Raw genomic sequence first — 14,530 nt, 5'->3', positions numbered from 1 at the left:
ATGATTCGAAACACGGTACGACTTCAAGCCGCCTTGAGGTCAAGCATGGGAATGATGGATATCGGTGAGGTCGCCGAACGTTCGGGCGTGCCGGCCTCGACGTTGCGTTACTACGAGGAGGTCGGCTTGATCAGATCGGTCGGCCGGCATGGGCTGCGGCGGCAATTCGATCCCGATGTCCTCTTGAGGTTATCGCTGATCGAACTCGGGAAAACAGCAGGCTTCTCTCTCACCGAGATCGCGGGCATGTTCGGAAAGGATGGGCGGCCCGACATCCCCCGGGATCAATTGCACGCCAAGGCGGATGACTTGCAGCGCCAGATGATCGACCTGCGGGTGCTGCGGGATGCCCTTCGGCACGTGGCGGAGTGTCCCGCCCCGTCTCACTTGGAATGTCCAACCTTCCGCAAGCTTCTCAAGACAGCGACGCGCAGGCGCGTCAGCCGTCTGGCATCCGGTACGGGACATCGAGGACGCCGCCGGCTTGGCGAATAGAAGGAGACCGCGCCAGCGCATGGCCGGCCACGGTCCTGCATCGAAGACTCCTGCTCCCTTCAATGAGCTAGGCGGGCATCTGGAGGACGTCCGGATGCAGTAGCGGTGCGTCCTTGATCCAGATCCGTGCCCCTTGCTGTCCGGCCGTCCCGATCAGGTCCATCCCGGCAGGCAGTCGGCCCCAACCCTGCGCTTCCAGCTTCTCCCCGCCGACCGAGAGCTCGCCGGAGAGCACGAGAAACTCCAGTCCGCGCACGTTCTCGACCGTCATGGCCTCGCCAGCGGCCCAGTCCTCGAGGCACACCTTCTCCCGGCCGTCGTCGAACAGCACGGTCGCGCTCGCTGCGCCTTCGCGAGGTGCGGCCTCGTCGCCTTCGCCGGGCTGACGCACGATCTGCGCCTGATCGCCGGCACGGAACTGCCAGAGGCGCACGAAGATGGTGCAGCCGTCTTCCGACGCAGGGATGTGCGAGGTACCCGGCGGGTTGCGGAAGTAGCTTCCGGCTGGGTACTCGCCATGCTCATCCTGAAACGTGCCTTCAAGGACGACGATCTCCTCGCCACCGCTGTGGGTATGGCGTGGGAAGGCGCTCCCAGGCGCCTAGCGGACGATAGAGGTGGCGCGAGAGGTGGCGCGGGCGATCTCGTCGCCAATCCGGAACAGCATGCGCCGGTCCACGCCGGCGGCCGGGCTCGGGATCCACTCAAGCTTCGCGGCCTGGACGATCACGGGTTGGGTCAGGTCATCGTTGATGCGCATGGTCCGTCTCCTTCATGGTCAGCACCATCCGGAACTTCACGTTACCGGACTTCATCCTCTCATAGGCCTCGCGCGCCTTCTCCAGGGGCATGGTCTCGATCAGGGGCCTCACGGCCGTCAGCACGCTGAAGTCCAGCGCCCTCTCATTCTCGTAGGGCGATCCGGTGATCGATCCGAGCACGCTCCGCTCGCCGACGACGAGATGACCTGCCGAAACGGGCAGCGGGTCCTTGCCCGCGCCGAGCAGCACCAGGCGTCCCTGTGGCGCGAGCCCGCCCATCAGGGACGAAACGGCCTCGGGGTTACCGATGGTGGCGATAATCGCCTTGGCGCCGCCCATGCCCTTGAGCCTTTCCCCGGCGTTTTCCTGGCTGGTATCGATGTAAACGTGCGCCCCAAGCTCCAGGGCATCCCCGGCGATGTCTTGGCCACGACCGACGGCCACGACCTTGAATCCCATCCTGCGGGCATATTGCAGAGCCATATGGCCCAGACCGCCGATGCCGAGGATCGCCACCGTGTCCCCCACTTCGGCGCCTGACTTCTTAAGCGCGTTGAATGTCGCGATGCCGGCACAAAGGATGGGAGCTGCCTCCTCGGCCTCCAGCTCGTCGGGAATTGACACGAGACCCGTTCCGCGTGCGAGCATCACCTCGGCGTAGCCGCCATCGCAGGACGCGCCGACGAACGGCTGGTTCCGGCAGAGCTGGAACTGACCCTGGCGGCACTGGGGACATTCGTTGCAATGGCCGCCGAGCCGTCCGACGCCCACGCGCTGGCCCACCTTCCAGATCGACGGAACACCCCCGCCGAGGGCAATGATGCGGCCCACGACCTCATGGCCCGGCACGCGGGGCGGTTGCAGCGTCGGATCGGCCCTATCGATGTCGGCGGCATCCGCACCGCAGATCCCGCAAGCCTCGACCGCGATCAGGACCTCGCCGGCACCCGGGGTGGGCGTCTCACGCTCCACGAGCTCAAGGGTGCCGGGCGTCGCCACCTGCATGGCCCGATAGGTTTTCCTCATTGGTTCCGTCTCCCTAGTGTCCTGCTTCCAAGGGTTCAGTGTCGGAGGCTTCTGTCTGGAGGTCTTCAAGCGATCCAGGAGTCCAGTGACGGCACGTTCCGCCGCCTCAACGGCTCCGGCGACGTAGCCGGGCTCACTGAGGCTGGTTTCGCTCCCCGCCAGGGAAACGTGTGCCTGCCAGTCCCCGTCGACCCACGGCCGTCGGTCCGGGCTCGGATGCCCGCCGGCGATCCGATCGTCAGGCGTCGCCGTCAGGGGATCTGCGGCCCAATCCTTGAACAAGGTCGCAACCGGATTAGCGGCTTCAGGTCCGAACAGGCTGGCAAGCTGTTGGATGCAAGCCGTGACGAGCGCGTCCTGCCCGACGGCAAGGCGCCGTTCCGCAGGAACGCCGACGAACCCGAACAGCGCCGCCTGGCCCGAAGCGGTCGTCGCGTCGTGGATCTCGGCGAGCGGCCCCACCATGCTCTGGGCCGCGCCGGAGAGACCTCGATCGCGCCAGAAGGGACGATCATAGAGCGCGAAGAACTTGGCGTGCGGCGCCATCCACGTCGGCGTATCGTGCCAGCGCCGGGCCGTGGTGGCGTCGAGGGCGGGCGAGAACGAGACGGTCGCCTCGAGCAGACGCGGAGGCAGGGCAAGGACCACGTGCGAGGCGCGCATTGTCTGCTCGGACCCGTTCTCCCCAATGAAGCTGACTTCCACGCCCTGTCCATCGTGCGCAACCCGCACTACGCGGGCATTGAGCAGGATGCTCGACGTCGGAAGGCTGGATGCGAGCGTGCGGATGATGGCTCCGGTGCCACCTGCCAGCCGCATGGATTTCGGCTCCTGTCGCATGCCTCGGAAGCGCTGCGGCGCTTGGCCCAGCATCCGTTGGTAGATCACGTCGCCATCGCTGTGCTGCGGAAAGGATGACAGGCCAAGTTCCGCGATCAGCGCGGCCATCGCTGGCTGCATCCCGGGCCATATCCAGGAGGGTCCGAGATCGAAGCCGTCGTCCGAGATGTTTCCCGAGGCATCGGCAGACAGGATGCGTCCGCCCAATCGATCGCGGGCTTCCAGGAGCTGGAAATCGATCCCGGCGCGATGAAGGTGACGAGTGGCCGTCAGGCCAGCGAGGCCGCCGCCGACGATGAGAACAGGATGATGCATGGTGAGCTTCCCTCGCGGCGATGCCGGCGGAGATCATCCCGCCTGCATCGTTCATCCATCCTTACTGGCGACCGGCGGTCACGCCACCGTCGACGGGAAGCACGGTGCCGGTGATCCAGGATGCTCGGTCGGAAGCCAGGAACAGAATGGCCTCGGCCACGTCCCTCGGCTGGCCGTTGCGGCCCAGCGGATGGAAGGCATCGAAGGTCGGCAGCACCTCCTTCACCTGTTCGTCGGACAGGAAGGTGTTGTAGACCGGCGTCTCCACCACCGCCGGGGCCACGGCATTGATGCGGATCCTGTAGGGCGCGAGTTCGATCGCGAGGTTGCGTACCATGGCATGCACTCCGGCGTTGGCGGCGGAGTACGCGGCCGACGGCGTCGCGCCGATCGCCTGGATGGCCCACATCGATCCCGTCTGGACGATGGCGCCGCCCTTATCCCTCATGGCCTTCGCCGCAGCCTGGGCGGTGAAGAACTTCCCCTTCAGGATCGTGTCGAGATACCAGTCGTAGTCCGCCTCGGTGAGCTCGAGGAAGGGCTTGGGATTGAACACGCCGGCATTGTTGACGAGCACGTCGAGCTTGCCGAAGCGGGACACCGCAGCGTCCACCAGGGTCGCGCCGGTGGCGGGCTGGGCGATGTCGCCAGCCGACACGATGACGCTCTCGCCGCGTGGGTCGATCTCATGCGCTGCTGCCTCCAGCTTGGCGGCGTCACGCCCATTGATGGCGACCTTGGCCCCTTCCGCGATGAAGCGGGCAGCCGTTTCCTTGCCGATCCCGGAGCCACCGCCGGTGATGGCAACCACTTTTCCCTGAAAGCGCATTGTGCAATTCCTCTATCTATCAGTAGATAGGCAACTCGATAAGGGTTGTCAGGCGGTTTGGCAACATCTATCTATCAGAAGGTAGATAAAAAGGTCGGAGGTCATGAACGACACCGTGAATGCCATCATGGACGCGGCGGAGCGTCGTATCCGGGAGGCCGGCTACGGTGGCTTCAGTTTCCGTGACATCGCCGCCGATGTCGGCGTGAAGAGTTCGAGCGTCCACTACCATTTCCCGACCAAGGAGGCGCTCGCGGCCGCGGTCGCGTCCCGGTACACGGATCGCTTCACTGACGCCGTGGGCCAGCAGGTGGCGGATGGAGACAATCCCGTCGAGGCGTGGCGAAAGGCGTTCCGTCGTGCCTTGCGCGACGACGGCAGCATGTGCCTGTGCGGGTCACTTGCCGTGATGTCCAGGGACCTGTCGCGTGAGGTCGCAAGCGAGGTCCGCAGGTTCTTCGAGCTCGGCGTGGAAAACCTCGTTGCCCGAGGCCTGACGCGCGAGAGGGCCATGCAGGTGATAGCAACGCTCGAAGGAGCCATGCTGCTGGCGAATGTCCTCGGTGATGCAACCGCGTTCGACGAGGCGACCGCCGCCCTCGCGTAGGCCTCCCCGGGAGTCGTCCGAGAAGATGGGCGATCTTGCTGGACTGGGCTCATCGGCAGCTGCCTTTGGGACGAACGGGACACCGTGCCGCCTATCACGGATGGGTTGTCACGGCATCCGTAATGCGGGTGATCGCTTCATCAACCGTGGACCTTGGACAGCCGAGATTGACGCGCATGAATCCTTCGCCGTCGATACCGAACTTGGAGCCGTGATCGAGCCAAACCCGGGCCTTGGTGAGCATGAAAGTCCTGAGTTCCGGGGCCGACAACCCTAGCCCCCGGCAGTCCATCCAGGACAGGTAGAGGGAATCCGATGGAAGCACCCTGATCCTCGTCGTGGCGCTGTTGATCGTGCGCGCGAAGTGTTCACGATTGGCGCGGACGTAGTCCAGCATGGCCTCGAGCCAAGGCTCTCCATGCGTGTAGGCAGCCTCTGCCGCGACCATCCCGAGCACGTTCACCTGACCGGAGCCGTTTCTCTCGAGCTGACGGCGCAGCTCCCCACGAAGCCGCGGGTTGGGCACGATCACGTTCGCAGTCTGAAGGCCAGCGAGATTGAAGGTCTTGCTCGGAGCCGTGCAGGTGATGCTGTTCTGTGCGAATGCTTCGCCCAGGGACGCGAAGGGCACATGCCGCTTCGTCAGGTTCAGGACGAAGTCCTCGTGGATCTCGTCCGCGACGACTAGCACACCGTGACGCGCGCAGATCTCGCCCATTGCCCGGAGCTCATCTTCGGACCAGACGTTACCCGTGGGATTGTGCGGATTGCACAGGATGAAGATCTTCGTGTTGTCGCGAATGGCGGCTTCGAAGACCTTCTCGTCGAACCGGTACCCGTCCTCCGACAGGACGAGCCGGGCGTAAGCCAGACGCCGGCCGTTCACGACCGGATCGTCATGGAAGTGCGCGTAGACGGGCGGCTGGATCAGGATCGTGTCGCCTGCTTGAGAGAACGCCTGGATGATCGTCTTCAATGCGGTGACGACGCCCGGGCTTTGCAGCAGCCATTCCGGCGAGACGTTCCAGCCGAAGCGTTTGGCCTGCCAGTTGATGACGGCATCGACATAGGACTTCGGCACACCGCCGGGATAGCCGAGGATGCCGTGCCGGACGGTATCCGTGATGGCATCGAGGACGGGCTGGGGAGCCTTGAAGTCCATATCGGCGACCCACATCGGCAGCGGGTCGGCGGCGCACTCCTCGGGCGTCAGCAGTTTGCCGGAATAGGCCCACTTCACCGAATTGGATGAACGACGGTCTATGACTTCATCGAAAGCGAAACCATCGTCGGCTTGCTCGGGACTGCGACGATGGAAGGCTGTGACAGGGCTGTTCACTCGTACGTCCTTTGATCGGGTTGTAGGCTGAAAGTTCATCCGACCGCCGTCACGACGCCTTGGCGACCGAGCGGACAAGCGCGACGAGCAGGCTCAGGATGCCGCCGAACCATAGCGTCATCGCAACCGTGCCCAGAGCCATGGTCCAGCCCATGTCATCAGGCCCATGCATCATGGGATGGGGCCACGGAGCGCCCGTTGAGTCCATGGCGAAGTGCCGCGAACCGAACTGATGTAGAACGATCATCATGGCGATGCCGAAGAGCAGGGCAACACCGCCGATAGTGGCTAACCTCCTTGTACCAGTCATGATTGGTTCCTTTCTCGGTTGGTAGGTCGTGGTCGATCGTGATCAAGGTCTGGAAGACCGCTCCTGATCGGGGATCGGTACAGGTGTCCTCGCCTTCCAGGAGAGTGCAGCCCCGGCGAGCAGGAGCGGGGCGAATGAGATCCACAGGACCGTGTTCCAGCCATAGGTCGTCAGCAGGCTGCCCGATGAGAACGAGCCCACCGCCATGGTCCCGAACACCAGGAAGTCGTTGAGCGACTGCACCCGGGTACGCTCCTCCGGGCGATGGCACCCCAACACCAGGGCCGAGGCGCCGACGAAGCCGAAGTTCCAGCCGACGCCGAGCAGGATCAACGTCAGCCAGAAATGCGCCACGTCCACGCCTGTCAGTCCGATGGCGGCGGAGGCGGCGGTCAGGATGAGGCCGGCGGCCACGACGCGGGGCGCACCGAAGCGCGTGATCAGCCGTCCGGTGAAGAACCCGGGAGCGTACATGGCGATGATGTGCCATTGCAGGCCAAGGTTCGCCGATTCCTGCGGCAGGCCGCACAGGTGCATCGCGAGAGGTGCGGCCGTCATGATGAAGTTCATGAGCGTGTACGAGACGACACCGCAGATCACGGCCGTGATGAAGCGCGGCTGGCGCACGATATCACCGAGCGGACGTCCGCCCGCCATCTCCGCCACCGTCGGCATCGGAACCCGCACGCCGAGCAGAACGAGGGTGGACACGGCCGCCACTGCGGCCTGCGCCAGATACGTCGCCGCGAACTGGTAAGGCAGCCACAGGTCCATGGTGTAGGTCACGAGCTGGGGACCGATGACCCCGGCAAACACCCCGCCCGCCATCACGGTGGACAAGGCCCGCGGACGGCGCGCGGCCGGGACGCAATCGGCGGCGGCGAAGCGGAAGGACAGGACCACGGCGGCATAGGCCCCGCCGAAGAACGTGCCTAAGCAGAACAGCCAGAACGAGCCCAGCACGACCGCGAGCGCGGCGAGCAGTCCGGTGAGCACGCCACATCCCGTCCCCGTCAGGAATGCGGCGCGGCGGCCATGGCGCCGAGCGATGACCCCGGCCGGCAGGGTGCAGGCCGCCATCCCGACCACAAAGATCGAGATCGGCAGCGTGGCGAGCGCCTTGCTGGGGGCGAGCATGTTGCCGACGATGGCGCCGGTGGCGTAGACGACCGCCGAGTTGGCCCCGCCGAGCGCCTGGGCGACCGCGAGCCTCAGGACATCGGCATCCCCGGAGCGAGTCGCAGGTACCACCCCCGACACTGCATTGGCATTCATCTGTGACATGAGGTTCCTCAGGCGGCGAGTTGGCCGTGCCAGCGCGTGTCGCGTGATGACGGGCGGCGGTGCAGGCGGCGGTCGAGCAGTTCACCGGCCTTAACGGCCTCGCCGCTGCGCATGAGCGCCAGGAGAAGCATGTCCTCCATCATCTCGCGCTGGGCGCCGCTGCCGCCGATGCGCACGACCTCGGCCGCGACCGGCTCCAGGATGCGCGCGCAGCCGGCGTAATCGTCGTTCGCGAAGGCAAGAGCCGCGCGGCAGACCGCCGGCACCACCGGCCCTGCCGGCAAGCCTCCCGCCTCAATCAGGTCCATCTGGGCCTTCACGCGTTCTTCGATGGCGGCCTTGTCACCGGTCGCCGCGGCGATGAGCGCCATGTGGACGTCGGCAAACGCAAAGCCGGCCTTCTGGAAGTAGCTTCCCGAATAGGCTGCCGCATCCTGCCACAACCCCGCCGGAACCGTGTGGCCATAGGCCTTGAGCCGCCACAGGAACGAGGCCGTGTCGCTGACCACGTTGACCGGCATCCCCGCCGTCACCGACGGCTGGATGTAATCGGCGTAGATCGCCAGTGCCTGTTCCGGATCGCCACGCTCCAGCGCGCCAAGCGCCGAGTGCCAGGCGATGTGGCCATGCAGAATGCCGACGCGGTCGTAGCCCGGCAGCCAGTCGGCGATCAGCTTCTCCGCCTCATCGTGCGCACCGCCCTCGTACATGGCGTGGGAGAGCGCATGTGCCGCGTTGGCGTTGCTTCTGCGCAGGTCGAAGGCGCGCTGCGTGAGGGCGCGGCCGTGCGCGACGTTGCCATTCTCCGCATGAGACCAGCCCCGGTAGGTCAGGAACCACCAGTCGTCGGCGTCGAAGTGGCGGGCGTGACGCTCGCAGAGATCGACCCGCGCCTGGTCATGGTTCGCCATGCCGGAGAAGGCGAAGAGCCCGAAGGCACCGAGGGGCAGCGAGAGGATCAGGATGTCCCGCGGCCAGGTGTCGGCATGCGCGAGCGCCCGCTCCAAGGCCTGGGCCGATTGGCCATTGATGGCCAGCGACAGGACCGCTACATGGCTGCGCTCCCGCTCGGTTCCCCGCCGGGCGACGATCTCTTCCGCCGTCGCGATCCGCGCCTTGGCCTTGGTTAGCTCGGTGCGGATGACGTGCAGGCGGGCACGCGCGGCGTGGGCGAGAGCGAAATCCGGGTCGGCCGCGATGGCGTCGTCCAGGGCCTCCGCGGTGCCCGGCCAAGCGGAGAGGAGCAGGTCGACGCCCTCCCGGTAGCGCTCGGCTGCGAGGTCGGATGTGGTCGAGAGTGGCAGGCCACGGCTGTCGAGGCGGGTCATGGCAGGGTCCTCGTCATGGGATCGGGCGCGCATCGGCGCAGTACTCGGCCATCTATACGCGATCTTCTCCCGTCCGTATTTTGATAAGCCGTCAAACTGTGTAGAATATCAGCCAAACTGGAGGTGGGACATGATGTGGGAGAGGATCCAAGCGCCACCTGGGTTGGCTCCGCCCCAGCCGATCACCGTGCGCGCGCAGTCGATCCCGGCGCGGCACTTCTTCCCGGAGCATACCCACAACTGGAACCAGATGGTCTACGCGATCTCCGGCGTGCTGACGGTGGCGGTGGAAGGACATTCCTTCGTGATCTCACCGGAGCAGGCCGTCTGGTTGCCGACAGGCCTGCGGCACCGGGTCGGATCCTTGCTCGGAGCGGAGTTCCGCAGCCTCTGGATCGCTGACGAGGTGGGCCGTGGCCTTCCGGAGGACCCGACCGTGTTCAGCGTCACGCCGCTGCTGAAGGCTCTCATCGTCGAGGTCACCGAGATCAAGGGAGATGAGGATCATGACGGCTACGCCGACCGTGTGACGGACCTGATCCTGGACCAGCTCCGGCGAGCATGCCCCCTCCCCGGCGCCCTCCCATGGCCGCGCGGGGGCTCGTCCCTGACGGCATTGTGCGAGGCGCTCTACGCAGCCCCGGCCGACCGGCGTGGATCGGAGGCGTGGGGTCGGGAGCTTGGGATGTCGGAACGGACCCTGACTCGCCGCTTCGAGGCGGAGGTGGGCATGAGCCTGCGGACATGGCGCCGACGTCTGCGGCTGTTCAAGTCAATCGAACTCATGGGCGGCGGCCTCGACGTGACCCGGACGGCACTGGAGCTCGGCTACGGCTCAACGTCGGCCTTCGTGTACGCGTTCCGAACCGAGATGGGGTGCAGCCCCCAAGCCTACATGCGGGGATGTGGGGCGGGTCAGTAGGAATGACTGCAATGGGTCAACCCTTCACCTTCCGGCCGCCCAACGAACGTCGGCTCATGACCGCCGAAGCGGACCAAGTGCTTACGTCTCAGGGGTGCCAAAAGCTGTCGGCAGGCAGGAAAGCGAAGGCACCCGCCCACACTACTTAAAGTACAGTCGAATTACTGCTTAGCTTATCGCTTGACACATAAAGTGATTAGATCGCTTTCACTCATCTCGGATATGATAGAGGCCGCATTTTCAGCGCTTCATGCTGCGCACCAACGAGCCGGCCAATGTTCATCACCTTGCCGCGCTGCAATTTGCGAAGCCGGGCATTGAAGCCGTCATGAGGTAATCATGGCACGCTGGTGGCGACATATCCTCATTGCGGTAGCAAGCACCGCTGCTGCTCTCCCCCTGCGGGTTCAACTTGACCTCGGCCATAGCTCCAGCTTGCCCATCCTGGATGGCGCAGCTTTCGCCAAGGGCGGTGACCGTTCCGGGGGCGATGGGGGTGGAGGCCGCGGCGGCGACGGCAATGGAGGCGGGAAAGGCGGTCAGGGCGGCAAAGGCGGTGGCGATGGGGGTCGCGGCGGGAAAGGCAGCGATGGCAGGTCCGGCGACGCAGGCGGCACAGAAGGTGGAAACGGGAATGCCGGCGGCGGCAAGGCTGGCTCACCTGGAGGGAACCCGGCCGGAGGCAATGCAGGCGCAGGTGGCCCAGGTGCGGGCAACAAGGGCGGAGAGCGAGGTAACGGTCAAGGCGGGGGCAAAAGCAACCCTGGCCAGGGTGGCCAAAGCGGCGGACCCTCCGGAGGTCAACGCGGTGACGGAGGCGGCACAAACGCGGGGGCGAGTGCCGGTAACAGCAATGCTGGAGGAAACTCCCAAGGCCAGGGCAAAGGAGGCAGCTCGGGAAGCAACTCGTCCGCAGGCTCCGGTGATGGAAAGTCAGGCAACGGCGGGAGCGGCAAAGGACGAGGCGGCAAGGGGTCAGACAAGACCGACAGCGCACGGGGCGGAAACACGAGTGCCCGCGGCAACATGGGATCCGACGCGGCCGAAGCCGGGTCTGGTCTGGGCAACGGTAAAAGCAACGGCGGAAGCAAAGGGACCTCGAAAGGCAGTCCTAGTGGCGTCGGCTCGGTTCAGGGCAGCAGCAATGCTGACGGCAAAGGCGGCAAAGCCGGAGGCAAGAGCAGTAACGCTAGCGGGAACAGCGGCACGAGGACGAGAGGAGACGGCAGCGTAGCCGGCAGCACCGCCAGCGCAGGATCCAGCAAGGGTAAAGCTGGCGAGGATAAGGCTAGAGCGCAGAGAGCCAACGGTGCCCCGAAGGCTGGTGACACGACTACCTCTGCGAGCGGCACGGGAAGCTTCGCCAAGACAAGCAAGGCAGGTAACAGCGAAAGCCAACGCGGCAGCCCGAAGGCACAGGCGATCGCCAGTCCAACCGCGACGAGACAGGGCAAGACCGCCGAATCTGACCAGCAAAGGTCCGGTCGGACAAAAGCTGCCACTCAACCATCTGCGACATCAACGAAACCAACCCAGGCAAAGGTAGAAGTAGGTGCCTCCGTTGGCTCAACACCGCTGAGCCAGGACACCACCGCGATGCCCGACCAACCAACTGCGAACCCTGCCAACGCGTCCGCTCAATCAGCCGCTCCGACGTCTGCGACTTCTCAGGATCCAGCCGAGACGCAGGCCGCACAGGCAGATGCTCCCGCTAGCTCCGCTCCGATAAGCCAGAGCTCATTCCCCGCATCAGAGCAGGCAGTTGATCAGGCTCCTACGGCTTCTCCGACATCGGCAAGTGCCAGCTCGACGCCGACGAGCGAGACGCAAGCGCCCACCCCGGCGCAGGAAAAATCGCAGCCATCTAGCACGACAGAGACGGTACCGGCAGACGCCTCCACCAGCTCCACCCCGACGAGCCAGGATGCGGTCCCCGGGGCCGAATTGTCGACAGAGACACAGCCCTCCACAATCTCTCCGGCTCCAGGGAGCTCCAGTCCAGCCCCGTCGAGCCAGGACATAGCCGCTACACCTGACGAGCAAACGGTGAGCCCTGCCCCGGCACCCTCGCCGGCTACGACGAATTCCCAGGAAACAGCCGAGACGGAGGCTGTACAAGCTGGCTCGTCCACCAGCTCCACCCCGACGAGCCAAGCCTCAGTATCCACGCTCGATCAGACATCATCGAGCCAAACCCCGGAGTCCTCCCCGGCCCCCACGAGCTCCGAAGAAACAGCCGAGACGGAGACTGCACAACAAGCCTCCTCGACCACTTCGACCCCGACCAGCCAGGCCTCAGTGCCTACGCCTGAGCAGGCATCATCAAGTCCAGCTCCAGAGGATACCCCGGCCCCCACGAGCGAGGTCATGGCCACGGAACCCGACCAGCCTGCGGACCAACCACAAGCCGTCGCCGAGGTGCCGACGACATCACAGGGTTCAGCCGAGTCAGGGCCTGTGCAAGCAGACGCTCCGACCGGCCCAGCCTCAACGAGCAAGAGCATAGCTTCCGCATCCGAGCAGGAAACCTCGCCGACACCGGCAACATCGGAGGTTTCAACCCAGACGGAGACTGCGCAGGCTAGTGCCACCAGCCCAACGCCGACGATCCAGAGCACAGTCCCGGCATCCCCCGAGCCCATTGGGAGCTCGGCGCCAGCTCCGGCATCGGCGAACACCCATCCGACGCCGACGAGTCAAGGCGTGGTGGCCACATCGGATCAGCAGGCTTCGAGCGCATCCCAGGTGGGCTCCAAAGCAGGCGCGTCGACGCAGACGACCTCACAGGCATCAGCCCAGGCAGAGTCCGTGCAAACCGCCAGTGCCCCTGCCAGTGCGCCCGATGCCGTCGACCCACGCCCCAAGCCGCGGCAATCCACGAGCTCCATCCTGGCGTCGGGCCTGTCCCGGGACGATCTGACCAAGCTGACCGCTCAAGGCTTTCACATCGAAACCCAGACGAAAGGCCGGGTCGCCCCACAGGTGGTCAGGCTGCGCGTTCCCCAAGGCGCATCCCTGACGCAGGCCCGGCAAGCGGTCCGTATGGTCGATGCTCGGGCTTCAGCGGATTTCGATCACTACTACTATCTCGATGAGGGCGTGGGTACGTGCACTGGCCTTGAGTGCAGGGCGACTGCTCTCGTGAACTGGTCAGTGTCCGACGCAGCTCAGTGCGGCCCGACGCCTCTCATCGGCCTGATCGATACGGGCATCAACCTCGAGCACGAAGCCTTGAAGGACCAGGCGATCGAGGTTTTGCCACCTCCAGCATCCCATGCTGACGCCTCCTTGCAGGATCATGGCACCGCGATTGCGGCCCTCCTTGTCGGACGGCGAGGGAGCCAAACACCTGGTCTCCTGCCAGATGCGAAGATCGTCGCGGTCGATGCCTTCTACCGGGACGGCGGCACTGCTGATCGGACGGACGTGATGTCCCTTGTGGCCGGCGTTGAGGCATTGGTCGAGCGTGGTGTGCAGGTCATGAACCTGAGCCTGTCAGGCCCGCCGAATGAGGTCCTCCAGAAAGCCATTGAGGCAGCCCAGGCCAAGGGCATCGTGGTCGTCGCGGCCGCGGGAAACAATGGTCCCGGCGCCGAACCGTCATATCCGGCCGCCTATCCTGGGGTCATCGCGGTAACAGCAGTGGATCAGGAACTGAATGTGTACCGGCGCGCCACGCAAGGCGGATATGTCGACCTAGCTGCGCCCGGGGTGAATATCTGGACAGCATCGTCGAAGGGCAGCGGTGCCCTGAAGACAGGCACATCCTATGCCGCCCCCTTCGTGTCCGCCGCAACAAGCCTGTTGTTCGCGTCCAATCCCACGTTGGACTCCAACGTGGTTCAGTCCCGTCTTGAAGCGCGCACTCGCGACCTTGGGAAGCCCGGGTGGGATCCGACGTACGGGTTCGGCCTGATCCAGGTGGCAGGCCTGTGCGCACAACCCACGGAGCCGGCACCGGTGACAGCAGCCTATGAGCAGCCGGCTGCTTTACCTTTTGGAGCACGGACTTCAGACGTGCCTTGACCCGCGACATGCAATCTTACTTTGGGTGCAAAAAGGCGGCTGAGTGTATTTGCGAGCGAGGCCGTGCTTGAGGCCATTGGTACATCTGTCTCGGCCCATTCGGTGTGCCGGTACACCTTGAGAGGCCGGCGCGAGGCACCGGCCGTCGCCCGACTACTCTGACGAAACAACGCCCTCGAGGAAGCGCATGGGATCGTCGAGAACCACACGCCATTCGTCTATCCTGCATCCGGTACGCGGTGAATGTCCGTATCGGGTCTTGGCTGTGTAAAAACGCTGACGTGTCGCTCGCTGGAGCAATTCTATGTCTCGTGAGGCCGATTGGACCGGAGAATTCACGCCAAATGAAGCTGATGTTGTACAAATAGTTCCTTGAGAGCGGACCCGTTCGCGTTTTGACACATTGGGTAATCGCGGAGCGAGTCGCCCTAAGACCGGATGGTCACTG

Annotated in this window: 12 protein-coding genes and 2 pseudogenes; 5 read left to right on the top strand and 9 right to left on the bottom strand. The window is 64.9% G+C overall.

Annotated features, from left to right (window positions below):
• The first annotated feature begins 45 nt into the window (after nucleotides 1-45).
• On the top strand, nucleotides 46-495 hold the full coding sequence (locus JO965_RS34625) for a helix-turn-helix domain-containing protein (protein ID WP_203446492.1): 450 nt from the start codon (nucleotides 46-48) through the stop codon (nucleotides 493-495).
• Between the two features lie 67 nt (nucleotides 496-562).
• On the opposite strand, the pseudogene JO965_RS34620 reads toward JO965_RS34625, so the two are convergent.
• The 4 genes and pseudogenes from JO965_RS34620 to JO965_RS34605 form a co-directional block, all read right to left on the bottom strand.
• Nucleotides 563-1,255 (bottom strand): annotated as a pseudogene (locus JO965_RS34620) (cupin domain-containing protein).
• Nucleotides 1,239-2,282, bottom strand: coding sequence for an alcohol dehydrogenase (locus JO965_RS34615; RefSeq protein WP_203446683.1), 1,044 nt, complete (start codon nucleotides 2,280-2,282; stop codon nucleotides 1,239-1,241). Before JO965_RS34615 ends, JO965_RS34620 begins: the two are co-directional and overlap by 17 nt.
• Before the next feature lie 66 nt (nucleotides 2,283-2,348).
• A pseudogene (locus tag JO965_RS34610) lies at nucleotides 2,349-3,437 on the bottom strand (flavin monoamine oxidase family protein); the annotation flags it as partial.
• 61 nt (nucleotides 3,438-3,498) lie between these two features.
• The gene (locus JO965_RS34605) at nucleotides 3,499-4,266 is read right to left on the bottom strand and encodes an SDR family NAD(P)-dependent oxidoreductase (protein ID WP_203446491.1); all 768 of its coding nucleotides are present in this window, start codon (nucleotides 4,264-4,266) and stop codon (nucleotides 3,499-3,501) included.
• Nucleotides 4,267-4,369: 103 nt separating this feature from the next.
• On the opposite strand from JO965_RS34605, the gene JO965_RS34600 reads away from it, so the two are divergent.
• Entirely contained in the window at nucleotides 4,370-4,873 is a 504-nt protein-coding gene (locus tag JO965_RS34600) for a TetR/AcrR family transcriptional regulator (protein WP_203446490.1), read from the top strand.
• Nucleotides 4,874-4,967: 94 nt separating this feature from the next.
• Here JO965_RS34600 and JO965_RS34595 read toward each other — a convergent pair whose 3' ends face one another.
• From JO965_RS34595 to JO965_RS34580, 4 genes are read right to left on the bottom strand one after another with little or no spacing between them, the layout of a single operon-like run.
• Nucleotides 4,968-6,212 carry a MalY/PatB family protein gene (locus JO965_RS34595; protein WP_371826987.1) on the bottom strand — a complete coding sequence of 415 codons (1,245 nt, stop codon included), beginning with the start codon at nucleotides 6,210-6,212 and terminating at the stop codon, nucleotides 4,968-4,970.
• 49 nt (nucleotides 6,213-6,261) lie between these two features.
• A complete protein-coding gene (locus JO965_RS34590; protein WP_203446488.1) occupies nucleotides 6,262-6,522 on the bottom strand; it encodes a hypothetical protein in 261 nt (86 codons plus the stop codon).
• A 42-nt stretch (nucleotides 6,523-6,564) separates the two neighbouring features.
• A complete protein-coding gene (locus tag JO965_RS34585; protein ID WP_246777190.1) occupies nucleotides 6,565-7,797 on the bottom strand; it encodes an MFS transporter in 1,233 nt (410 codons plus the stop codon).
• Nucleotides 7,798-7,814: 17 nt separating this feature from the next.
• On the bottom strand, nucleotides 7,815-9,134 hold the full coding sequence (locus tag JO965_RS34580; RefSeq protein ID WP_203446486.1) for a tetratricopeptide repeat protein: 1,320 nt from the start codon (nucleotides 9,132-9,134) through the stop codon (nucleotides 7,815-7,817).
• A gap of 130 nt (nucleotides 9,135-9,264) precedes the next feature.
• On the opposite strand from JO965_RS34580, the gene JO965_RS34575 reads away from it, so the two are divergent.
• Both JO965_RS34575 and JO965_RS34570 read left to right on the top strand, forming a co-directional pair.
• Nucleotides 9,265-10,056 carry a helix-turn-helix domain-containing protein gene (locus JO965_RS34575; protein ID WP_203446485.1) on the top strand — a complete coding sequence of 264 codons (792 nt, stop codon included), beginning with the start codon at nucleotides 9,265-9,267 and terminating at the stop codon, nucleotides 10,054-10,056.
• A gap of 448 nt (nucleotides 10,057-10,504) precedes the next feature.
• Nucleotides 10,505-11,290 (top strand): hypothetical protein, encoded by a 786-nt coding sequence (locus tag JO965_RS34570; protein ID WP_203446484.1) that lies wholly within the window; start codon nucleotides 10,505-10,507, stop codon nucleotides 11,288-11,290.
• A gap of 532 nt (nucleotides 11,291-11,822) precedes the next feature.
• On the opposite strand, the gene JO965_RS34565 is transcribed toward JO965_RS34570, so the two are convergent.
• On the bottom strand, nucleotides 11,823-12,224 hold the full coding sequence (locus JO965_RS34565) for a hypothetical protein (RefSeq protein ID WP_203446483.1): 402 nt from the start codon (nucleotides 12,222-12,224) through the stop codon (nucleotides 11,823-11,825).
• A gap of 640 nt (nucleotides 12,225-12,864) precedes the next feature.
• Between JO965_RS34565 and JO965_RS34560 the strand changes: the two genes are divergently transcribed.
• Entirely contained in the window at nucleotides 12,865-14,082 is a 1,218-nt protein-coding gene (locus tag JO965_RS34560; RefSeq protein ID WP_203446482.1) for a S8 family serine peptidase, read from the top strand.
• Nucleotides 14,083-14,530: the final 448 nt, after the last annotated feature.

The organism is Microvirga sp. VF16 (genome assembly GCF_016864375.1).
Classification (GTDB): Bacteria; Pseudomonadota; Alphaproteobacteria; order Rhizobiales; family Beijerinckiaceae; genus Microvirga.
The sequence above is the reverse complement of the archived record's forward strand: the minus strand, read 5'-3'. Positions and strand labels throughout refer to the sequence as shown.